Raw genomic sequence first — 20,837 nt, 5'->3', positions numbered from 1 at the left:
GGGCTGTCCAAGTTAGAAGCCAGTTACTCGCTGCTCTAAAAAAATCGACAAGATGACAAGCTGAAATTTTCTTGGCTAGCCTGTGAGGTAAAAAAACATAACCTAACTACCTAGTCTTCAAAATTTTCTGCTTTCAAAAATATATTTATTATTACCAAATATTCTACTTTGGCTACTTCATTATGCTCAAATAATTCAAAATTGATTGTTTTAGCAATTACAGCAATTATTCATTAAGGTAAAAATGTCTAATAAAATAGCTGCTTTTTATGACGATAGTTTGACAAAAGAATTTCAGAAGCTGAAATTACTCGCTCCCAATGAACTGTTGAAACTTGAAAAAGAAATAAAAATCTTACGCGAAAAAGTTGAGAGCTTCAGGCTATTAATGCATCAGCAAAATCAAAAAACACAAGAGATTGTCCAACAATTAATAGGTACAAAACATGAATTGCTCCAGACAAATTGTGAGTTATGCATTGCATTACAACAAAATCGTAGGGATACCTCCCGAACGGGATAAAAATATTTTTAGTGAGTGAAAAGTCGAGCGAGAATATTTCAGCTAAATTTTAAGAGCGGTTTATATAGCTCTCCGATCAAATCAGAACAATTGTAGTGAACATACATAGGTTTGACAATCAAAACCTAGCGATACTGTAACTAGAAAAACTGTAATAGTACGAGAAAACGATCGTGTTAGAAGATTTTGAATCAAAAGTCAAAAGAATGCCGTTGCCGAAAGTTATTCAAGTATCAAACTCGCAGCTAGCTTTAACTTTAAATGAAAATCTACCTGTGGCTTTAACACTAAGTTGGCAGCAAGTTTTAGTAAAAATTAGCGAAGCTTTAATTGCTGGAAACTCTGTTGAAGTTCTCAAGCTATTATTTTGCCATCTAGATTATATTCAACTCAATCATAATGCTGTAAACGATCTATGTTATCTCGTTAGGCAACCAGTCGAGCCAAATGCGATTAGAGAAATCGACGCTCAGCTCGATTCATTAAAAAATCTAATGGATAAATACCTAAAACATCCTCAAACAAATACGCTACTACTTAATCACTTGATACACGAGTCTAGTTTTGTCATTCAACAATTGAAAAGTTTAGATATTGTCGGCGTGGGAGCCTTGATGTTAGCTTCAGGTTTTCGCTTGGCACTTCTGCTTCAACTACCTGCATCAAACTGCAATGCCTGGAACCAGATTAAGCTCGCGGCAATTGAGGATAGTGACTATGCCTCCGGTGTAACTCCTAAATTATTTAGATTGACTGTCGGTCAAATTGATAAATCGTGTCAGTGCATCAGGTGGTCGTCAGCATCTGAATTTGAAGCAAGCAGTCCGCAGTACGAATGTCGTTATTTTGATGGTAAAGACGTTCACCTGTTTCGAGCCAGTAGCCTAGATGCTGGATTTGAATGTAATAAACATCGCTTACTAATGTTCCGTACTGTAGTAGATAGAGTTAATCAAACTGCTGCTAGACCCGTGCGATCTGCAATTAAAAAATGGCGTTTATTAGCAGCTAGTATTCAAGAGAACTATTCAACAACTGAGAAGTTGACGCGCAGAGTGCTAGTGAGTGCTGACTAAATAAATCTGTACGCGATCGCTTTAACTAAAATGACAACGAGCGAGAAACTGTTGCCTTGGGCGATCGCCAGCCTGAGTAAAGGTGTTTTTCAAACATAATTTATCGACAGCAAAATTATTTTAAATAGATGCGACTGCATCAAGAAGTCGATCGTGTTGAAAAATCAAAAATCAAAAATTTTAGTCGTAGATGACGAAATTAGTATTCGTCGGCTTTTGGAAACTCGCCTATCAATGTTTGGATACGAAGTTGTAACTGCTGCTGATGGTATAGAGGCAGTGAATATTTTCCGCGATCGAGTTTTCGACCTTGTTGTTTTAGATGTCATGCTGCCCAAGCTTGATGGCTACGGAGTTTGTCAAGAACTACGCAAACATTCTGATATTCCGATTATTATGCTGACTGCCTTGGGAGATGTGGCAGATCGGCTGATGGGACTGGAACTAGGGGCAGATGACTATTTGAGTAAACCCTTTTCACCTAGGGAACTCGAAGCGAGAATTCATTCGTTGCTGCGACGAGTCGAAAAAACACACATCTCCGTTATGCTTAATTCTGGAGTTGTTCGTGTTGGCACGCTGCAAATTGACACTAATAAACGTAAGGTCTACAAGGGGAATGAGCGAATTCGACTCACAGGTAAAGAATTTAGTTTACTAGAGATGTTGATCGGTTACCGTGGAAAAACTGTTTCCCGCTCTAAAATTCTCAAAGAAGTTTGGGGTTATACCTTAGAAGCAAGAGCCGATCTGCGGATTGTTGACGTTCACATTTCTCGCCTGCGGGCTAACTTAGAAACCGAACCGAGCCACCCAGAATTAATTCTGACAGCCAGAGGAACGGGCTATTCATTCCAAGGCTTTTTTTGAGCGGTTACAAATGAGAGCAGTTCTCAACATTTCAGCCGTACTCTCATCTTTTACCAACAGAATTCTATCTGTGGCTAATTGGTTGTATCTATTACATTAAAGCTCTATCTTTAGGAAGGTTATCGAGCTTTTTGAGATTATCTCCTAACTTCTCCACGAAAACTCCACTTCTTTTCCTTACGATCGAACAAAGGCAACAATTAAGGAGAAAAATATGCAGATCGACAAGCAGCAGATCTTGAGTATGCTTAAGTCCCAGCTTCAGTCAGGCGGTCGGGGTCAGGCTGACCAAGCTGAGCAGGAGCTACCCCAGCAGGTTGATACCGACAACCCACAGCATCAGCAGTTGCTACAGAAGTTTGGCATTAACCTGCAAGATCTAATCGGTCGTTTGGGTGGCGGTATTCCAGGGATGTAATTGCCTCTCGGTTTACGATTGGTTCTGCTGAATTTAGCGGATGGAGCCGTGGGAACGAGGAGTTTCAATTCTCAATTTTAATTTCTTACTCCTCGTTCCTATACGGATGGTGCAGCTTGGCTTTGCAGTTATGTTGTTGTAAATTTCTAGGTAGCATTGCTAGCCTTATGTATTTAATTAATTTGCTGAATAGCATACCTAATTTTTAGTACGTTATTACCGAAAAGCTCGTGTCATTACAAATAACGCTATTAAGATTTGTGTTCGTTTGTCATCGGCTCTCTAGTGAAATAAATTGCGTTACTGATGAAATATGATACTGTCACTCGTCGCCCTACAAGATTACATTTTATTCCTCAATCTCTAGAAAATTTTTTATAAGACAGAAAAAAGTGTCATGCTCAACACAAAAACAATACTCTCTTTAGCAAGATAAAACTAATTAATGAATAAAGTTAAGCATTATCTCTACTAGCAAAATAACTCTCTCTTTAGCAAGATAAATGAGACTAATTAATGCTTTAGAGTTAGAGCCACGCTGAAATAAACTGTTGGAAAAATTTAGGATAAAAATCTGATGACTCTCGTAAAAATTGAAGACTTCGAGCCAAACTATCGCGACCATTTTGATGGTAAAGACATCAAGGGCATGAGTGTATATCTAGATCGAGGAAATGAGAAGATTGGCAAAGTTAGCGATGCTTTAGTAGATGAAGAAGGTAATTTTCGGTATTTTGTCGTTGATTTAGGCTCCTGGATCTTCGGCAAAAAAGTTTTGATGCCCGTTGGTCGTTCTCGGATCGATTATAAAGCAGAGCGCATTTATGCTGTCGGGATGACCAAACAGCAAGCGGAAGATTTACCTAAAATGCCGGACGATCTCAAACAGCTTGATTACGACCATGAAGAGCAAGTGCGAGGAGTTTATCGCACTTCATCATCTACTGGTGCTGCTACAACAGGTGCAGCCGCAGTCGCGCAAAGCTCGCCAACTTACAACCGCGATACCTATCACTATAAGCAAGAGCCGTCCTTGTACGAGATGAACGATCGCGATCATCAGGATGTCAAACTGTACCAAGAACGGCTAATCGCCAGCAAAAAACGTGTCAAAACAGGTGAAGTAGCAATCGGCAAGCACGTTGAAACTGAGACAGAAAGAGTTTCAGTGCCAGTTGAGAGAGAGCGAGTAGTAGTTGAGCGAGTCACGCCAGCAGACGCTGGAAGACCCGTTGCTCCTGGGGAAGCTAACTTCCGTGAAGGCGAAGTGGCACACATGGACATCTACGAAGAAACTCCTGACATTCACAAAGAAGCCTTTGTACGTGAGGAAGTCAGAGTTAACAAAGTCGTGGATCGCGAAACAGTTGAAGCGCAAGAAACGATTCGTCGTGAAGAGATAGATGTTGATACAGAGGGTCGGATAACTGAGAACAAAACTGGGAAGAAATCACCGAAAAACCGTATTTGAGCAGTCGCCTGAAAAGATTCTGTTGAATAAGTTGACTGTTAAGCCAATTTAGTACAAAGGAGACGATGATTATGACCGAGAGCAAGCAACCTTTAGATAAGCCTGATGAAAGTACTGACCCCGATCGGGGGCAACCCGATGCTCACTCAGGAGGCTCAGGTATAGGTGCTGGGATAGCTGGAGCAGCTGTAGGTGGTATACTCGGTGGACGAGCCGGAGGAGTCGTTGGTGCAGTAGCAGGCGCAGTAGCGGGTGCTTTGGCTGGTAAGGGTACGTCTGAAGCAGTCGAACACACTGTAGAAGGTGTAGTGGACGCAGCAAAGAGTGTAGCTGAGACTGTTAACCACACTGTAGAAGATGTCGGGGATAACGTAAAGCATATAGGTGAGGATGTCAAGCCCTCTGTAATCGGTGCAGTAGATGCAGTTAAGGATACAGTCCAAGAGACTAAGCCCTCTGTAGTCGCCACAGTAGATGCAGTTAAGGATACAGTCCAAGAGACTAAGCCCTCTGTAGTAGAAGCAGTTAAGAATGCATCTGAGGAAGCTAAGCCAGCTGTAAGAAGCGTAGCGGACTCTGTAAAAGGTACTGTTGAGGGGCTTGAGCCAGTTGTACAGAGTGCAACTAACTCAGCTAAAAGTGCAGTTGAGGAGGTCAAGCCATCTACAAAAGGTGTAGCGGACTCAGTGAAAAGTACTGTTGATGATACCAAGCCAGCTGTGGTAGACGCAGCAAAGAGTACATCGCAAAGCATCAAAGCAACTGCAACAAATGTAAAAGATTCAGTCAAGAGTAGTGCTAAAGATGCCAAGCCATCTAGTACTCAGGGTTTTAAGCCAGACAAAAAGCTCCAGGTTGTAGACGATAAGCAATTCAAGACGCAGGGGGTCAGCACTGGAAAGCCAGTTGAAGCGAAAGACGAAGTTACTCTTTTTCCTCTTCCAACTGAAACACCCACTTCCAGGGAAAAGTTAGACTTCGATCCTCAAGACCCTAACGTTATCATTCAAGATAACAGAGACAACACACTGTAGTAAGTTCGATCGCACGCTTACTGGCTGTTTAGAGTTGGCAACCGTAATCTTTTTTAAAGGAGAGGTCATTGTCGATCTCTCCTTTTTGCTATATTGCTCATACTGCTCTTAGTTAGCGTTCGCGGACTTCTAAGAGCGCGATTGTAATAGAAATAAAACACTAGGATTAAAATACGAGTATTTAGATTTGAGCGATCGCCTTTAAATAGTTGATTTCGGTGTTCAAAATATTGAGTGCCGGAACGCTCCAGTAATTTTTCTGTGAACGTAACACAAATACAGGCACATAGTATTGAATACCTGTGGCGATCGCAGTCATAACTCATCAACTTGGTTTATTTCAATCCTCAACACTATTTTTGGTTTTGAAATCATCAAAATCAAAATCTGAATCATTTTAAACTCAGCACCAATTTAAGAAGATTCACTAGCGATCTATATGTCTATCTTAAGATATTTAGTACTACTTCTAAAGGGGGTAAAAAAGAAAATATTAAACTGATTAAATTAAAAAGTATTACTCATTTGATTAAAAGAATAATAAATGAACAATCGCTTAGAATCCGATGCTGATGGTAAGGTGCATCCAGAGACTATTCCTACTGTGGATCGCACTTCTACTGAACAAAAGAGAGTTGGAGTTGTAGAAGAAGTTCCTGTTAGAAGGGAAACAGTTACAACTACAAATTCAACATCGCACTCAGATTCAGATAAATCTAAAAAATCTAAACAAGATTATGGTCCTAGTCTGCCAATTTTGGCAGCGATCGCTTGTTGTATCCCACTTGCTGGTATTTTAGGATACCTGATTCGTGGGGAGCGAGTCGTTACTCGCACAGTAACTCAAACAGTGCCAGTCCTTACGGTTCCTGCAAGCCCTGTAGTTACGACCCCTCCTGTCTCTCCTGCTCCAAATACTGCGTCTCCTTCCCCAGTTGGTCCTGAAGTTGTAGGTCCTGAAGTTGTAGGTCCCGAAAAGGTCGGACCTGCTCGTGTAGGTCCCGATCGCGTTGGTAATAAGTAGAGGCTCGATCGGGAGTATTGATATCAATAACAATTAAATACTGACTTCAGCCCCTTCTGACTCGCCAGATTAGCAATATTCTGTTATCAGTATCGAGTTTGCTTTTACTGGCGAGCCTGTTTCTGTCTCGTTTGTTCGTTTCACTGATTCCTCATAACTAGACATAAATAGGCAAACGTAAATATTTATTGTTAGGGAAAAGCAGAAAGCAGAAAGCTTCAAGCACAGAGCAAGTTTTTCGTTAACTGCTAACTGCAAAGAGATAACAGCCAAGGAAACAGCAAAAAACCTTTTTATTTTCTCATAAGGAGATCGAAATGCAACAAACAGAATACATCAACGCTAATCCAGAAGTGAGAGAAACATCAGAATCTCTAGCTCTCACAACGCAATCGACCGCTAAACAACTTAAAGTTCAAGGACAGCAGATCGGTAATAACATTACTGTATTTTTTACTGAACTACCTGAAAACATTAGCAGATTCTTTCAAAAATACAAGCAACCAATTACAAATATTCTGCTCGTATTAGCTGCATTTATTGCATTGAGAGTACTTTTTGCAGTACTGGCTGCTTTCAATAGCATTCCACTATTAGCACCAACCTTTCAGCTTATCGGTATCTTCTACTCAGTATGGTTTATCAACCGATATCTACTGAGAAAGCCAAATCGAGAGGAATTGATTGAAAAACTCCAGTCGCTTACTCGATAAGTTATTGGCTAGAAATAACCTTTAAGAGCTTAAATTTAGAACTTTTAGTTTGACTAATACGAGTAGATTTATGAATATCTACCTCGAAGCTCAACTCAAGTTACAAACAAGTAGACAAGCGATCTACTAATAAATTAGTGCGATCGCTTATTTTGTTTTGGTGTTCTAAAGTTAGCAAAGCTAAAACATATATACATATCAGTAATTCTTTGAAAAAATATTTGAATGATTTGTTTCAGTTATAAATGTTGATATTCAAGAAGCTGTTGGTAAAAATAATGGCGATCCTGAAGATAAAGCTGAAGGAAAAGCTAAGCAGGTAGAATCAGATGTCCGTAATACCAAAGAAGACATCAAAGATGATGTCAAGAGGGGTTTCGACCGTAACGTATAGTAATTTAAAAGTAGGCTGAGCAAATGTTAATTTGTCTTAGCTTTTTCTACAATACGTTATTTTGAATAAAGAAAAAACTGCTCTTATCCTTCTTTGAGATAAGAAAAAGAGCAGTTTCTAGCTATGAACACTGTGATTTACTATGGAAAGATATACGTATTTATTAAATAGATTTAATCTTTACCACAATTTTTGCTTTTTTCAGTAAACTTAACATGATTTTTTAGCTTTATTTTGTACATTAATATATTTAACTCTTACACTTATTTTGATGTAGGTTTGATCGAATGCACCTCTATTATAAGTCTTATGTTCTACGCTAGAAATAAAAAAACGATGGCAATATTTTTTACCACATTTCTACAGTCAGGGATAAATTATTCGAGAACTTTGAACTGAACTAAGTTAGAGCGGCAATTTTGCCTAAATAACATGATAGATACAGATATTGAGCAATATATTCTGTATAGAGTTTACCAAAATACATTTAATAGATAGACATATCAGCACATTCTAATTTATATAGACAAACATACACAAATAAGTAAGTTTTAGTTCCCTCTCTGGTTGGATGATGAAATACAAGTGCTTTCTCATACACTAGTAGTAAATTTGCTAACTTCGCTTCATTTATAATGGCTTATACCCTACAATCTCCAGCATCAAGTTTTGCTACTAAACTTCCCTCAAATCTATCTTCACTTAGCCAATTAGCACTGAATTTTTGGTGGAGTTGGATACCAGAAGGAATAGCGATATTTAGAGACATTGACGCAGAAGCTTGGGAGCAGTGCCAGCATAATCCCGTACAATTTCTCTCATCTGTATCATCAGAAAAACTCGCCCAGCTATCTTCACAACCAACTTACATACGACGGCTTGAGTCTGTAGCTGCCAAATTTAACAGCTATATGCAATCTCCTCATTCCGCATGGGCAAAGCAGACTGCTCCCGACATTACTCCTCAACGACCAGTAGCGTATTTCTCAGTGGAATTTGGTTTGCATCAAACTTTACATATCTATGCTGGCGGTTTGGGAATTTTAGCAGGCGACCACCTCAAATCGGCTTCCGATTTAGGTCTACCAATAGTAGCCATAGGATTGCTATATCATCAAGGCTACTTTCAACAACAGCTCAATGACTCTGGTTGGCAAGAAGAGACTTATCCAGAACAAGATTTAGAAACATTACCCTTGGAGTTGGTGAGAGAGCCAAATGGGAAACCGTTAAAAATAGAAATCGAACTTGGCGATCGCGCTTGTAAAATACAAGCTTGGCGTGTCTGGGTTGGCAGAGCGAACCTCTATTTGCTAGATACCCAATTGGAGGAAAATCAGCATAGCGATCGCCAAATTACCAATCGTCTCTACCAAGCAGATGACAAAGTTCGCATTGCTCAAGAAATGGTTTTGGGTATTGGTGGAGTCAGGCTGTTGCAGCATTTAGGACTTGACCCGAAAATTTATCATCTAAATGAAAGTAATGCCGCTTTTACACTATTGGAAGTAGCGCATCAGTTAGGAAAACAGTTGGGTAAATCTTTCGATCGAGTCAAAACCGCCGTGCAGCAGCGATGCGTTTTTACCACTCATACGCCTGTGATGGCTGGACATCAAACTTTTCCAATAGATCTCATGACTGAGTATTTTGCAAATTACTGGCAGCATTTGGGACTCACAAAAGAGCAATTTTTGCAACTGGGAGCATTAGAACAGAAAGCGGGGAAATTTAGCATGACAGCGCTAGCTTTGCGGCTGTCAAAAGCAGCAAATGGCGTGAGTCAGCTCAACGGTGAAGTGAATCGGCAAATGTGGGCGCAACTCTACCCATCAGAAATAGAACCAGCGCCGATTGGTGCGATTACAAATGGCGTTCATGCTCCAACCTGGACTGCACCTTTAATGTCAGAACTGTATGCAAAATATTTAGATGAGAACTGGACGAAACGAGAAAGCGATCGCCTTCTATGGGAAAAGGTAGATAATATTCCCGACGCAGAAATTTGGCAGTGTCATCAATATCTGAAGCAAGATTTAATTGCTCATGTCAGAACGTGGGTAAAACAAACTAGGCTCAGACGAGGAGAAGATTGTAAATTGGTAGAACAATGCGATCGCCTACTCGATCCAAATGCCTTAACAATTGGGATTGCTCGTCGCTTCAGTTCTTATAAACGCGGAGATTTAATTTTTCGCGATCCGCAACGCGCTTTGCAAATCTTGAGCGATTCAGCTAAACCCGTACAGATAATTTTCGCAGGAAAAGCTCATCCTGCTGACGAGAAAAGCAAGCACATCATTCAACATTTAATTGAGTGGACTCGTCGCCCCGAATTACAACAGCGAATTGTATTTTTAGAAGATTACAATATGCTGATAGCGAAAAAGTTAGTTCAAGGAGTAGATTTATGGGTGAATACGCCTCAAAGACCACAAGAAGCTTCGGGAACTAGCGGACAAAAAGTTTGTTTTAATGGGGGCATTAATTGCAGTATTTTAGATGGTTGGTGGCGCGAAGCGTATCAGCAGGGAGCGGATGGTAAAGGTGTCAATGGTTGGGCAATTGGCGAAGATTGTTCTCTCGATGACCCAGAGGCGCAAGCGCAAAAGGATGTTGAAGCTTTGTATTATTTATTAGCAGAAGAAATCGTGCCTTTGTTTTACGAACTTGACACGCAAAAGCTACCCTGCCGTTGGATAGAGATGATGAAGGCTTCGATTAAAACAGTCGCACCGATGTTTAACACTGACCGGATGGTGAGCGAGTACGTAAATCAAATGTACGTATTGACAGCAAATAATGCTGCTCCTGTCTAATCATTTGAAATGCCTGCTTTAAGATCCGATCCTATTGGTCGAACAGAACAGCGATCGCCTGCACCAACTCCTCTGGTTCCACGGGATTCGGCAGATGAGACTGAAATCCGGCTTGCAGGGCAAGTTGGCGATCGATCTTTTTAGCATAAGCAGTCAGGGCAATTGCCGGAATTTGCCCACCTGCCTGCGGCGATCGCTGCCTGACTGCACGAACATATAGCCATCGACATCCGGCATCCCAATATCGCTAATCAAAACGTTAGGCGCAAAGCGATCGAGGATAAGCATTGCTTCTGCTGCCGATGCAGCAACGGTGACTTCTGCCCCATATTGTTCTAAGGTGAATTGAGCTAATTCCAGCATATCGGCTTCATCGTCTACCACTAATATGCGAATACCTTGTAAAGGGTGGGGAGTGAAGGATGAAACAATCTCCTCATCACTCATTTCTCCACTTTCATCCTGAAGCAGAGGCAAATTTACGGTGAAGGTTGTTCCTTGCCCTTCTCCAAGACTTTCGGCTTTGACCGTACCCCCATGTAACTCGGTGATGTGGCGCACGATCGCTCCTCATAATCCCAGCCCACCAAATTTTCGCGTCGTTGTCCCATCCTCCTGACGGAAGTATTCAAATACGTATGGTAGGAATTCTGGGTTAATTCCTTTTCCGGTGTCACTGACTTGGATTTGGGCGTAGTTGGTAATGGGTAATAGGTAATAGGTAATGGGTAATGAGTAATGGGTAATGGGTGATTGGTAATTGATGATTGCTTCCTTGTCCTCCTTGTCCCCTTGTCATGCTTCTACTTGCATGAGCGAGATCTCTATCTCTCCGCCTGGTGGGGTGAACTTGACACAGACTGCTTGCAATTGCAACAAATTTCGACAAACCTTGTCAGTAATGCAATTTGCTATACCGAGGCAGGTAGCGTTACGATTGAGTGCAGATCGATCTCTGAAGATCCTTGGCAGCTTGCAGTCAGCGATACGGGAATTGGCATTCCTCCTGAAGACCGACAGCAGATCTTCGCTCCCTTTGCTCGCGCTCATCACGATAACAAATAACATCCTGCTGACAGCACGGGGCTAGGACTGGCGATCGTGTCGCGACTGGTAAAGCTCTTGCAAGGCAACATTAGCCTTAGCTCCAAACTAGCAGAGGGTTCCACTTTTACAATAATTCTACCCACAGAAATCAGGACTCAGGATGAAAATTTAGCACCATTAACTCTCTAGCTTAGAGGCATGGTTGCAAAGAACTTCAAGCGATCGCCAGAATTATCCGATCGCGTCGTTTAGTACAAATTAGATTGCAGACTGAGGGATGGGCAAGCAGCTCATCCCTTATATTTTTATACAATTGTGCTGAATACATACAACAAACGATCTCTATAATTCTCCTCAACTAAAAGATTTAAGAGGAGCGAATATGTAAAAACTAATACATACCCTAGTATGAAAACTCCTCCTAGTAGTAGAGGTGAGAAAAGGGAATTTTGCGTAATATTCTCACCAATCTCTAACGGTTGACTCAAGAAATAATGAATGGGACTTTACAGGTTACAACCTTGTTAATAAGTGCTAAGGAGTTGCTTGACAGTCAACAATTATTTGCACTACTAGCGCAAACAGCACCACCCCCAACAGGCGATCCATTAGCTCGTACTGGCGCGGCTGTTGAGTCTGGTGTGGATTATATGCAAGATCTGGGGCGCAGTTTAATTGCGTTTATCCCGAATCTACTTGCAGCAGTCTTGATTTTGGCGCTAGGTTTGATTATTGCCGCGATCGCCAAGTCAGTCGTGCGGGCGATCCTCAATCGCACAGACATAGATAATAAGATTGCTGGCGCACTCATGGGGCGATCGAGTACGGGCGAATTACCCAAGGTAGAGAATCTGATTGCCAATGTAGTTTTTTGGATTGTAGTCCTATTTACCGCGATCGCGGTCTTACAGGCACTACAGCTAGAAGCTGTCTCGCGTCCGTTGGGAGGATTTCTCAACACTATCCTGAGCTACATTCCCAGGATATTAGGCGCAGCAATATTGCTGGGGGTTGCTTGGGTAGTCGCAACGGTGGTGAAGTTGCTCGTCACGCGGGGACTGCACGCCGCCAGATTAGACGAGCGCCTAGATCGGCGTCCGCGCACGCCAGGTACAACCCCACCACCAAACACCCAAGCAACAAACCAGGTATCGATTACCGACACGATCGCCAATGCCTTGTACTGGTTTATATTTTTACTGTTTCTGATCCCGATCCTAGATACTCTGGATCTGCGGGGAGCATTACAGCCAATTGAAAATCTTGTCAGTCAAGTTCTCTCGGCATTACCAAATATCTTAGCGGCAATTCTGATTGCTGCTGCTGGCTGGTTATTAGCTACAGTTGTCAGACGGATCGTAACAAACTTATTGGCTTCTACGGGGATCGATCGTGCTGGAACTCAATTTGGACTGCGAAGTACTTCCGTAGGACAATCGGTATCTGGAATTATTGGCACGATTGTCTATGTCTTAATTTTGATTCCCGTAGCGATCGCCGCACTGCAACAACTCCAAATTCGGGCGATCTCAGAGCCAGCGATCGCCATGTTGCAACAAGTACTTAATGCGATACCTGCCATCTTTACCGCCGCATTAATTTTAATTTTGGCTTATTTCCTCGGACGCTTTGTGGGCGATCTCGTTGCTAATATTCTCGCTAGCATCGGCTTTAACAACATTTTCTCTATTCTCGGTTTACCTACAGGTGCTAGAAGACGCTCAACTACACCACCGAGATATGCAGACCCCGCAGTAGATGTACCCTCAACCGGACAACCAACTTTTATTCAGCCTGACACAACCCCAAAACCACAATTAGGAACTCGTACTCCCTCCGACATTGTTGGTGTCATCGTCTTGGTCGGGATTATGTTGTTTGCTACGGTTGCAGCAGTTAATGTTTTAGGCATTCCCGCACTAACAGCGTTAATTAGTGGTATTACTGTGATTTTCGGGCGGATCTTAGCAGGGTTAGTCGTTTTTGGCATTGGTTTGTTCTTAGCAAACTTGGCTTATAACATCATTACTAGTTCTGGTAATCTCCAAGCTCAAATTTTAGGACAGGTAGCGCGGATTGCCATTATTGGCTTAGTTTCAGCGATGTCACTGCAACAAATTGGGATTGCTCAAGATATTGTCAACTTGGCATTCGGATTGTTGTTAGGTGCGATCGCTGTCGCCAGCGCTATAGCTTTTGGCTTAGGCGGACGCGAAATTGCCGGAGAACAGATTCGAGAATTGTTAGGTTCTTTTGGGCGACGACGTATTTAGGGTTATGCTGCAAAAATAATTGAAAAGAGAAAATCTCTGTAGAGCGGGTTTGATTTAGGCAATGTCTCCAAAGATTTGAGCTACAAATTTAGCTCTGTTTCATATTGTTGGACGACGACCGCTGATGCAAACTACGCACATTCGATCTAACTTTGTCGATCGTTATTAACAAAGCAACTCAGAAGGCACTTCTGGGCGACGATAATTCAATCACCAATTTGTTTGTAGCGATCGCAACGTTGGTCGGAATGGATATCTTGTTTTCGTTGTGGAAAAAGCGATCGCCTCCTACAGAAAATCTATTAGATGGAGTTCCACTGGTACTTGTTAAAGATGGACAACCTTGCGTAACTGAATGCAGTAAGCTCGTGTAGAGATGATACAATGCTGCTGATTCATCAGCCGAGCATTTAGTAGAATCGTTCCTATCAAAAAACTCGTAAACAATCATCGCCACTATACAGAACTGGGAACAATGGCGTTGTATTGTAAGATGCTACGCAATCATTTTTAAACTTGTATAAATCATCACTCAAGACGGACAAAGAAAACTATCTATAAAGATAGATAACAAAATAATTCCTAACTATTAAAACTTAATTCGGAGCGGCTTTAGTACCAAACTCGTTCGCTACCAAAGCTGCGTCGTCATTATCTGTGTAATCCGTAATTGTTTGATTTAGGTTGTAGCTCGCTAAAGCGAATGGAACGAGTTAAATATATCATCCTATAGCGCAGTGGTGGGATTTCAATTATTCCAAAATAATCAGCTATTTTGATGGTTCAATACCAGTCTGAAGCACGATGCTGATTTTGCGCTGCACTCGTAATGTTGCGATCGATGCATTCTTTAGTATCCTGATGAAATCACCTCGCTCGACGATGCGCGATCGGCACAACACCCCAAATTCTACCCAATCCTCAAAACCATCTAGTTCGATCGCAAATGCGGTAAATACTAGCACAGGGATCTTGAGTGCTACAGTTTCAATTGCAAAAAGCGTCACTCAACAAGCTGTTCGCTGGATTAGCGGCACGACAACTGGAGCCGGACACGCGATCGGCGGCTACCTGTCCAACCTGCCATGACTGCACAATCCTTTCGTGCGACGAGTGGCAAGTGTGCTGAAACTCGATTGGCTGTTCGGCATGACGAATCAAGTCGATGTCGAAAAAGCAAAAGCTACTGTTCGAGCACTTCAACAACAATATCCCAATGAATTGCCCAGTGAAATTGTGCATCGATTGATGTCGAGAAAGGCTCTCGATGCTGGAAAAATGGGCTTTATGAGTAGTTTGATTCCAGGATTAGCCGTAGCGCTTCTCGCTATTGACCTTGCCGCAACCACCGCCCTCCAATCAGAACTCGTCTACGAAATTAGCTGCTGCCTATAGCTTGGATCTGCACGATCGGGCGCGTAAAGGTGAAGTATTAGCCATTTCTGGATTAGCGTTAGGAGGCAGCAACGCAGTTAAAGCCGGACTGGGCTTTTTGCGAAACGTGCCACTCGCTGGAACCTTGATTGGGGCTAGTACCTGTAGCGACCCGAAATCATAATCGCTCCGACCTGAAATCATCGCGTTTTTGAGACCAGATTAAATGAGAATAAGTGGGTGATTGAGACCAGATTAAGTGAGAATAAAACCAGATTAAATGACACCAGACCGAAATCATAAATTTCAGACCAGATTAAATGAGAATACAAGTCAGGAGTTAACGTCAAGGTTGGAGTGAGTGGCTCGTCTATGACAAACTGCAAGTCCTTATTTCCCGCCAGGGCTGACCGAGGTAAATCTAGTAGACTAGCCAAAGTCGCAATGCGGTCGGCTCGTTCCTGGGTGCGGCTTTTCTTAAACTTTCGATATCGGTGTAAGGGAATTGATCCATCAACTGGATAGAATGGTCCATAGCGTTGCTCGTCCCGTTCTACATACAGTTCGTTATCAAACAATCCCCACGCCTAGAATTACTGTTTCACCCGCCAAATCTGGATCTACTTCATAAGCCACTCCCAGAACTGAGACTCTGGCATCCCCGCCCACTTTCCGGCGCTGGGGTTCGCGGGCAAAGGTACAGAACCGCTCCCAACTGCACGTGGCACGCAGTCCACCCTTGGGAATATTTTGTAGCCAGTCTTCTAGTCGTGAGTGGGATTCTGACCGATGTGGCTGGTCGTTATAGTTCAGCAAATATTGATGCAGCCACAGGGAACGCTTCAGCTTCTGTTTCTGGTTGGTGGAAGTGGTAAAGCGTTTCGTGCGCTTCTTTGACTGTCCGAAAGGGTCTTTCTACTTTGCCTTTGGCACGGGCGGTCACTCGCCGACCATCACTGCCTTTAGGCATATGAGTCATCAATTCGATCCCTAAGCATGACAAGACATTTTGAAAGACCTGGCTTTTGGAAATCGGACCATTATCTGCATAGATTGTGGCTGGGATGCCTTGAAATGGTGAGTTGGTGTTGCTCTTAGCTGTCATCGCATTGAAGAGAAACCGCAGTGCGGCTTTAACATTCTCGCCGTAGACGCAGTGGTATTCCTAATAGCACATCCCACTACGGTCATCAACAACGCTGTATAGCAATCGAAATATAGTTTAGGACGCTAAACGAACAGAGGTATCTACTCGACGAGCGAAAGTCTTCAATCGACCCTTGAGACTTTCTCACTCGGTTTTTAATTGGGAACCAGTAATGCTCAATCTCATTTAAATCTGGCGAGTAAGGTGGTAAGTATTCCAGTTCACAGTTTGCCGATGCGATTAACTCTCGGATTTTTTCAGATTTATGAAAAGTTGCATTATCCAAAATCACAGTTTGTCCTGGTTTTAACGTAGGTAGTAATTTTTCGGATAGCCACTGCTCAAAAACTGAACGGTTACAAGACCCTTCACTCGTTGAATGGAGCTAGCAGTTTTCCTTGACATAGACCACTAATAATACTGACTCTAATACTTCTTTTTCCCGATTTTAAATCGAAAAACCTCTGTCCTCTCTCATTCCAGCCGTAGCCATAGTCGTCACGATTATCTATTCCTGATTCATCTATATAGACTCGCTCTTCTCGGCTTTTTTGACTAATTTTCGTTAGAAACTCTTGTCTTTTGTGTTCGTCTCTTTCTTGATAGCCGTAAGTTTTTTTTTCTAGTAAATCCAATTTTATGCACGAGCTTTGCCGATAGTTTTGTCACTAATTTCTCCTTGCCATGCTTGAGCCATTTCATGCGTGAGTTTGACTGCCATGTTTTCGAGCAAACTGCTTAAATTCTTCTAAATTGGAGATTTTTGCTCCATAACCTCGTTGATATCCATCTTCTGCTCGGTAGTCTCCTGTTTCTTCTCTTTTGTGCAGCCACAAATTGATTGTATTACGACTAATGCGCGAAAATTCTACTAGCTCGTGTTTTTCCCATTCCTCCATCTATTGCCTCAATCACTTTTTTTCTCAAGTCATAGCTGTAAGGGGTAGGCATTATTTACTCCGGTTCACTGGTTCACTCCTCTATCATTATGTCCTAAACTATACTTCGAGTGCTTGCCGTTGCGTCATTCTCAGCCACAGCAAGGCAATAGTAAAGCACTCCCTAAAGTAGCTGCAATCCTAACTGCTACTATTTGTTTTAACTATCTACCAAAGGAACAGTTTTTACTGGAAGATGCGAGCGTCATTCTGCAAATACAGACGCAATACAACATCATTCTACTGCTGCTGAAAGTACCGCTAGCGATTCCCTTGGTAGTGACGGCTATAACATTTGCTGCCCGATTCTACGCATTCCGATCTTGCAAAGGCTACGGTAGTCGATTTGATCGAGCGATCGCACCGTTGTCAGTTTTGCGTTATGCCTATCGATTGGATTTTTTAACTACTGGAATTTCTCTCGAATGTAGTCAATATCACTAGTATTACCGATCGAGTTCTACTCACTCAGGAGGAGGTAAGGTGCAAAAGAATACTGCTACCTTACTGCAAAAACCCTTTGCTATTCATGAGCGGAACATTAGCTTCTCAAACCTCCCAATCCTCCAAGATTTTGTGCTTCTACATGAATGCGACCAGTCAGAGCCAAATTTTGAGAATCGCTGATGCTAGCAACTGGTTTGAGCGAGTTGTATTTCCAGGACAACGCTTTATGTTTGAGGCTAAACCAGAGGCTCGGTTAGAGATTCATACGGGTTTACCCATCAGTTCCACTCTGTCCGATAAAATTCCTTGTATTCAACTTCGAGTTGTTTAAAAAGAAAAGAAAGCAGTAACTCTTCTCGTCAATCAGAACGATAAAGCTAGTTCGTGCTGCCAACATAACTCTAATATTTACTGCAAAGAGCGATCGCGGCGAAGCGAACTCAAAGGCAAGAACAGGTTTATATTCTTCTTCAGCCACGATTTACTTCCTCTTTCTGAGCCACCGATTGTAAAGCAGGTAGCATTGGCATGGCGATCGCTTCTGTCAATTCCTGCGGTAGTGCTTGACGAGTGGGTGACTGCAACTTCCAATATTTATCCTAATCAGCCATCAGCTTTACAGTAGGCTTTTCCAGTCCCAAACTGAAAGAAATTTCTTGAACGCTAGGAATCTGTTTAATCTGCTCGACAATAGCTCGTGCAGTTTTTTTATCCTCAACTCGACCAGTCAGCATGACCGAACCATTTGTAACGTCCACAGCTAGATCGCCCCGTACATTAGATAGGATAAACTCCTTGATTGCTACATCATTTAACTGCTTACCGGAACTGTCTTTTGGCACAGACTCCAACCCAGTGTATTGTGTCCCCTCTGGGTTTGACCTTAAGTTTTCATCGAGTGCTTTTTGCTCCTTAGTCAGAGCGTTGTCATCTGCACCGAGTGCTGCAAAATGCGGAGCAGCTAATACAGGACGACTACTGGTGCAAATAAAAACTCCAATTGCTAGCAACAGCACTACTGGTGCGGACAGTCGGTTGCGCTTGGTTAGAAACAGACCGACGATCGCGATCGTCCCAGTTACAAACGACAAGATAAATATCTCAGTTAGAGCCATAATCCTTACCTCCTAAATTCCACTGTTAGCCAAACTGTCACTTATAGGCTAATGAGTTCAGAAGCAAATTTGGTTCATTCGCAGGTGAGAGACTGCTTTCCTTCTATAGCTAGAAATATTTAACTACTATAAGTTTATTATGTAACAGTTTAAGATTTGGATAGGCAGGACTTTACTAGAGCAAAACTGGATGGCACGATCGTGCCGATGTAGTAATCAAAGAACCTTCAGGCATCATTAGACACATTTTTCCAGGCAGAGACCCAAATCACTTCTCACTGGATCTCGGTCTCTAGGTTGAAGATTTATTCTCGATCTGAAGTCATCGTGAAATATTACAGATTGGGCTTTTGAGTCGAGTTACAACGAATTGCAATCGTTTAACACTATGCGCTATTTAGCACTTGCCTCTGACTACGATGGCACTTTGGCAAAGGATGGTAAAGTCAACGAAGCTACCTTGGCAGGATTGAAGCGGCTGCGGGAATCTGGGCGGAAACTGTTACTAGTTACGGGGCGGCATCTTGACGACCTCTGCAATGTCTTTTCCCAGGTAGACTGGTTTGATTGCATCGTAGCCGAGAATGGGGTGTTGCTCTACTACCCTGCCACGCGAGAGGAGCAGTTGTTAGGCGATCGCCCTCCAGAAGCCTTCATCCAAGCACTGCAAGAGCGCAACGTCACTCCTCTGGGAGTGGGGCGAGCGATCGTTTCTACTTGGGAACCCCACGAAACAAGTGTCTTGGAAGTCATTCGGGAGCTGGGGTTGGAGTTACAGGTTATCTTCAATAAAGGTGCCGTTATGGTTTTACCTTCGGGAGTAAATAAGGCTACTGGGGTTGAAGCTGCCTTAAACCGGATGGGCTTGTCTCCCCACAATGTCGTGGCGGTGGGAGATGCCGAGAACGATCGCGCCTTCCTCAATTTCTGTGAGTTCTCAGTTGCCGTAGCGAATGCGCTACCAATGGTCAAGGAGCGGGCGGACTGGGTGACTCAGGGCAATCGGGGGGATGGAGTCATCGAATTGATTGACAAACTGATTGCCTCCGATCTTCAGGAGATTGCTGCCCCACTCGAACGCCACAACATTCTGCTTGGTATACAGGAAAACGATCGGGAAGTGCATCTCGCACCCTATGGCGAAAATATTCTCTTGGCTGGCATTTCTGGTGGTGGCAAATCGACTTTGGCAATTGGCGTAATGGAACGATTGGCTCAAAAGGATTACCAGTTCTGCATTATCGATCCTGAAGGCGACTACGAAAGTTTTGCCGGAGCAGTCGTACTGGGAGATAGCCATCATGAACCCAGCGTGACACAGATACTAGACTTACTAGAGCAGCCCAACCAAAATTCGATCGTCAATTTGCTGGGAGTGAAGTTGGAGGAACGTCCCTCGTTCTTTGCCGGACTGTTGCCTTCCTTACTTGAAATGCGAGCGCGGACGGGTCGCCCCCACTGGCTGGTGGTGGATGAAGCACACCATATGTTGCCTTCCTCCTGGAACCCAGCTTCCCTGACACTGCCCCAGGCGCTAGACGGCATGATGTTGATTACGGTGCATCCAGATCGGGTCGCGGTTCCAGCTCTGTCTCTAGTGGATACCATTATTGCGATCGGGCAGTCGCCAACACAAACCATTACATCGTTCTGCAAGACGGTAGGATGCCGTCCGCCACAGCCGATTCCATCGAACCTGGAAGCGGGGGAAGCCGTTGCTTGGTGTCGGGGAACTGAGGAAACACCCTTCCGCTTTCGGATCGCACCTCCCCAGATGGAGCATCGTCGGCACAAGCGAAACTACGCTGAAGGCGAACTCGTTGCCGATAACAGCTTCTACTTCCGAGGAGCGGAGGCAAAGCTAAACTTGCGGGTGCGAAATCTCATCACTTTCGTGCAGTTAGCAGAGGGAGTGGACGATGAAACCTGGCTGTACCACCTGCACCAGCAAGATTACTCGCGCTGGTTTCAGGAAGCAATTAAGGATGAAACCTTGGCGGAGTCAGCAGCCGAGATCGAAACAATTCCATCGCTGTCAGCTAAGGAAAGCCGCGATCGCATCAAAGCAGCAATCGAGCAACGTTACACTCTACCCGCATAAACAGAGCGCAACCCCGAAGGGTAGGGCGGGTTTCGCGACCGAGTTTGTTGCAG

At 43.2% G+C, this 20,837-nt stretch carries 19 protein-coding genes and 6 pseudogenes; 19 read left to right on the top strand and 6 right to left on the bottom strand.

What is annotated here, in order from left to right; genetic code table 11:
- The first annotated feature begins 244 nt into the window (after positions 1–244).
- From H6G17_RS26445 to H6G17_RS26420, 6 genes are all read left to right on the top strand, one after another.
- A complete protein-coding gene (locus tag H6G17_RS26445; protein WP_192161549.1) occupies positions 245–523 on the top strand; it encodes a hypothetical protein in 279 nt (92 codons plus the stop codon).
- Between the two features lie 173 nt (positions 524–696).
- Complete coding sequence (locus H6G17_RS26440) at positions 697–1,599, top strand: hypothetical protein (RefSeq protein ID WP_192161548.1); 903 nt, start codon at positions 697–699, stop codon at positions 1,597–1,599.
- Positions 1,600–1,755: 156 nt separating this feature from the next.
- Positions 1,756–2,469: a response regulator transcription factor RpaB gene (gene rpaB, locus H6G17_RS26435; protein WP_192161557.1), complete on the top strand. Its 714-nt coding sequence runs from the start codon at positions 1,756–1,758 to the stop codon at positions 2,467–2,469.
- Between the two features lie 214 nt (positions 2,470–2,683).
- The gene (locus tag H6G17_RS26430) at positions 2,684–2,887 is read left to right on the top strand and encodes a hypothetical protein (RefSeq protein ID WP_192161547.1); all 204 of its coding nucleotides are present in this window, start codon (positions 2,684–2,686) and stop codon (positions 2,885–2,887) included.
- Positions 2,888–3,464: 577 nt separating this feature from the next.
- Positions 3,465–4,358 (top strand): DUF2382 domain-containing protein, encoded by an 894-nt coding sequence (locus tag H6G17_RS26425; protein WP_192161546.1) that lies wholly within the window; start codon positions 3,465–3,467, stop codon positions 4,356–4,358.
- A gap of 71 nt (positions 4,359–4,429) precedes the next feature.
- A complete protein-coding gene (locus H6G17_RS26420) occupies positions 4,430–5,392 on the top strand; it encodes an apolipoprotein A1/A4/E family protein (RefSeq protein WP_192161545.1) in 963 nt (320 codons plus the stop codon).
- Between the two features lie 181 nt (positions 5,393–5,573).
- On the opposite strand, the gene H6G17_RS26415 is transcribed toward H6G17_RS26420, so the two are convergent.
- Positions 5,574–5,711, bottom strand: coding sequence for a hypothetical protein (locus H6G17_RS26415; RefSeq protein ID WP_192161544.1), 138 nt, complete (start codon positions 5,709–5,711; stop codon positions 5,574–5,576).
- 225 nt (positions 5,712–5,936) lie between these two features.
- Here H6G17_RS26415 and H6G17_RS26410 point away from each other — a divergent pair, with 225 nt between their 5' ends.
- The 4 genes from H6G17_RS26410 to glgP all read left to right on the top strand — a co-directional run bounded on the left by H6G17_RS26410 (position 5,937) and on the right by glgP (position 10,342).
- A complete protein-coding gene (locus H6G17_RS26410; protein WP_192161543.1) occupies positions 5,937–6,416 on the top strand; it encodes a hypothetical protein in 480 nt (159 codons plus the stop codon).
- A gap of 317 nt (positions 6,417–6,733) precedes the next feature.
- Complete coding sequence (locus H6G17_RS26405; protein WP_192161542.1) at positions 6,734–7,129, top strand: CAAD domain-containing protein; 396 nt, start codon at positions 6,734–6,736, stop codon at positions 7,127–7,129.
- 241 nt (positions 7,130–7,370) lie between these two features.
- Positions 7,371–7,523, top strand: a complete 153-nt coding sequence (locus tag H6G17_RS34845; RefSeq protein WP_192161556.1) for a CsbD family protein — start codon at positions 7,371–7,373, stop codon at positions 7,521–7,523.
- Positions 7,524–8,158: 635 nt separating this feature from the next.
- Positions 8,159–10,342 carry an alpha-glucan family phosphorylase gene (gene glgP / locus H6G17_RS26395; protein ID WP_192161541.1) on the top strand — a complete coding sequence of 728 codons (2,184 nt, stop codon included), beginning with the start codon at positions 8,159–8,161 and terminating at the stop codon, positions 10,340–10,342.
- A gap of 31 nt (positions 10,343–10,373) precedes the next feature.
- Here the strand turns inward: glgP and H6G17_RS34840 are convergent.
- A pseudogene (locus H6G17_RS34840) lies at positions 10,374–11,038 on the bottom strand (response regulator); the annotation flags it as partial.
- A 57-nt stretch (positions 11,039–11,095) separates the two neighbouring features.
- On the opposite strand from H6G17_RS34840, the pseudogene H6G17_RS33615 reads away from it, so the two are divergent.
- The 6 genes and pseudogenes from H6G17_RS33615 (at position 11,096) to H6G17_RS33185 (ending at position 15,220) form a co-directional block, all read left to right on the top strand.
- Positions 11,096–11,578: pseudogene (locus tag H6G17_RS33615) on the top strand (ATP-binding protein).
- A gap of 305 nt (positions 11,579–11,883) precedes the next feature.
- A complete protein-coding gene (locus H6G17_RS26380; protein ID WP_192161540.1) occupies positions 11,884–13,662 on the top strand; it encodes a mechanosensitive ion channel in 1,779 nt (592 codons plus the stop codon).
- Between the two features lie 152 nt (positions 13,663–13,814).
- Positions 13,815–14,036, top strand: coding sequence for a hypothetical protein (locus H6G17_RS26375; protein WP_192161539.1), 222 nt, complete (start codon positions 13,815–13,817; stop codon positions 14,034–14,036).
- A 430-nt stretch (positions 14,037–14,466) separates the two neighbouring features.
- Entirely contained in the window at positions 14,467–14,751 is a 285-nt protein-coding gene (locus H6G17_RS26370; protein ID WP_192161538.1) for a hypothetical protein, read from the top strand.
- Positions 14,752–14,784: 33 nt separating this feature from the next.
- A complete protein-coding gene (locus tag H6G17_RS26365) occupies positions 14,785–15,057 on the top strand; it encodes a hypothetical protein (protein WP_192161537.1) in 273 nt (90 codons plus the stop codon).
- A gap of 1 nt (position 15,058) precedes the next feature.
- A complete protein-coding gene (locus tag H6G17_RS33185) occupies positions 15,059–15,220 on the top strand; it encodes a hypothetical protein (RefSeq protein ID WP_206757176.1) in 162 nt (53 codons plus the stop codon).
- Positions 15,221–15,437: 217 nt separating this feature from the next.
- On the opposite strand, the pseudogene H6G17_RS33610 reads toward H6G17_RS33185, so the two are convergent.
- Positions 15,438–16,246: pseudogene (locus tag H6G17_RS33610) on the bottom strand (IS481 family transposase); the annotation flags it as partial.
- Positions 16,227–17,134 (bottom strand): annotated as a pseudogene (locus H6G17_RS26350) (IS630 family transposase). The pseudogenes H6G17_RS26350 and H6G17_RS33610, both read right to left, overlap by 20 nt.
- Before the next feature lie 62 nt (positions 17,135–17,196).
- On the opposite strand from H6G17_RS26350, the gene H6G17_RS26345 reads away from it, so the two are divergent.
- A complete protein-coding gene (locus H6G17_RS26345) occupies positions 17,197–17,565 on the top strand; it encodes a hypothetical protein (RefSeq protein ID WP_192161535.1) in 369 nt (122 codons plus the stop codon).
- 85 nt (positions 17,566–17,650) lie between these two features.
- A pseudogene (locus H6G17_RS26340) lies at positions 17,651–17,893 on the top strand (DUF1830 domain-containing protein); the annotation flags it as partial.
- A 145-nt stretch (positions 17,894–18,038) separates the two neighbouring features.
- On the opposite strand, the pseudogene H6G17_RS34835 reads toward H6G17_RS26340, so the two are convergent.
- Both H6G17_RS34835 and H6G17_RS26335 read right to left on the bottom strand, forming a co-directional pair.
- Positions 18,039–18,152 (bottom strand): annotated as a pseudogene (locus tag H6G17_RS34835) (NADH-quinone oxidoreductase subunit B); the annotation flags it as partial.
- A 15-nt stretch (positions 18,153–18,167) separates the two neighbouring features.
- Positions 18,168–18,683 (bottom strand): BON domain-containing protein, encoded by a 516-nt coding sequence (locus H6G17_RS26335; protein ID WP_192161533.1) that lies wholly within the window; start codon positions 18,681–18,683, stop codon positions 18,168–18,170.
- A 388-nt stretch (positions 18,684–19,071) separates the two neighbouring features.
- Between H6G17_RS26335 and H6G17_RS26330 the strand changes: the two genes are divergently transcribed.
- Positions 19,072–20,784 (top strand): HAD-IIB family hydrolase, encoded by a 1,713-nt coding sequence (locus H6G17_RS26330; protein ID WP_192161532.1) that lies wholly within the window; start codon positions 19,072–19,074, stop codon positions 20,782–20,784.
- The last annotated feature ends 53 nt before the right edge of the window (positions 20,785–20,837 follow it).

The sequence above is a fragment of the Chroococcidiopsis sp. [FACHB-1243] genome (genome assembly GCF_014696895.1).
Taxonomy (GTDB): Bacteria; Cyanobacteriota; Cyanobacteriia; order Cyanobacteriales; family Chroococcidiopsidaceae; genus Chroococcidiopsis.
The sequence above is the reverse complement of the archived record's forward strand: the minus strand, read 5'-3'. Positions and strand labels throughout refer to the sequence as shown.